Below are 1,605 nucleotides of genomic sequence, written 5' to 3'. Positions count from 1 at the left end.
TTCCTCGGCCTCGTTGGCTACACGCTGGCGGAACTGAAGGGCCAGAACCACCGCAAGCTCGTCACGCCGGCAGAGCGCGACGCGCCGGCCTATCACGCGTTCTGGGACGCATTGCGCAAAGGGGAGTCCCAGACCCGCGAGTTCAAGCGCATTGCCAACGATGGTCGTGCGATCTGGATTCAGGCGACCTATAATCCGGTGCTGGACCGCGCCGGCCGCGTTAGCAAGATCGTCAAGTTCGCGTCCGACATCACCTCGCAGGTTCAGCGCGCGATCGACCATGAAGGCCAGCTTGCTGCCCTCAACCGCTCGCAGGCGGTGATCGAGTTCTCTCTCGACGGCACCGTCCTGACGGCCAACGCCAACTTCCTCGCTGCCGTCGGCTACCGGCTCGATGAGATCCGCGGGCAGCGGCACAGCATGTTCGTCGATGCGGACGAGCGGACGGGGGAGGCTTATCGCAACTTCTGGGCTGAGCTGGGACGCGGCGAGTTCATGTCGGGCGAGTTCCGGCGGATCGCCAAGGGCGGTCGTGAGGTCTGGATCCAGGCAACATACAATCCGATCCGTGATCGCGATGGGGTTCCGATCAAGGTGGTGAAGTTCGCGACCGACATCACGGCCCAGGTGCACGAGCGGCAGCGTTGCGCCGAAGCGCAGCAGGCGATCGGCACCGATCTCGACGCGATCGGCCAAGCCGTCGAGAACGTCACCCGTCAGACGGCCGAGACCGCCGGCACGGTGGGGCAGGTGTCCAACGACATCCAGTGCGTCGCCTCGGGCGCGGAGGAGTTATCGGCTTCGGTCGGCGAAATCAGCCAGCAGGTGAGCCATGCCGCGCGGATGGCCGCCCAGGCGGTCGAGCAGGCACAGCGCACGGGCAGCATCGTCGCCGGGCTGAGCGGCCAGGCGGCGCAGATCGGCGACGTGGTGACACTGATCCAGGGCATCGCCGCGCAGACCAACCTCTTGGCCTTGAACGCGACCATCGAAGCAGCGCGCGCCGGCATGGCCGGGAAAGGTTTCGCGGTGGTCGCCTCCGAGGTGAAGGCGTTGGCTGAGCAGACCGCCAAGGCGACCGACCAGATCCGTGAGCAGATCTCCGCCACACAGGCCGCCGCACGCGAAGCCGTGGATGCCATCGGCTCCATCCAGGGAACGATACGCTCGCTCGATGAGGTGTCGGGCGCCATCGCCGCTGCTGTGGAGGAACAGTCCGCCGTGACCCGGGAGATGTCGGGAAGCATGCATACGGCCGCCCACGGGGTGACGACGATCGCCGGAAGCATGGAGGACATCGCCCGGGCAAGCGAGCAAGTCGATCAAGCCACCCGAAAGGTTCGTCAGGCATCACGAGCGGCTGTCTAGAGACGTCGTCCCAGGCGCGGACGAGATGAGCGCTGAGTTCGCTTCTCTTGTCCGATGGTCCAAGCCGACGCGGTCGGTCGTCGGCTCAAGCGCACGTGATACGATCGTGGATGCCGATCAGGAAAACGGATCCACCAACGCAGTGCCGGTTCGCTTGCTGCACAAGGCCTACGCGCTCGACGGGAGATATTACGATCGGGCATCGAAAGATTTTGGACGTCTTCGTTGCAGATGCAC

General features: G+C 65.1%; 2 protein-coding genes. Both read left to right on the top strand.

All coding sequences use genetic code 11. From position 1 onward, the window contains the following. On the top strand, window positions 1-1,368 hold a 1,368-nt coding region (locus FV223_RS27140), incomplete at its 5' end, for a PAS domain-containing protein (RefSeq protein ID WP_147729805.1). A gap of 25 nt (window positions 1,369-1,393) precedes the next feature. After that, on the top strand, window positions 1,394-1,605 hold a 212-nt coding region (locus FV223_RS31325), incomplete at its 3' end, for a hypothetical protein (RefSeq protein WP_210247530.1).

The sequence above is a fragment of the Methylobacterium sp. WL116 genome (assembly GCF_008039455.1).
In the GTDB taxonomy this organism is placed as follows: Bacteria; Pseudomonadota; Alphaproteobacteria; order Rhizobiales; family Beijerinckiaceae; genus Methylobacterium.
The sequence above is the reverse complement of the archived record's forward strand: the minus strand, read 5'-3'. Positions and strand labels throughout refer to the sequence as shown.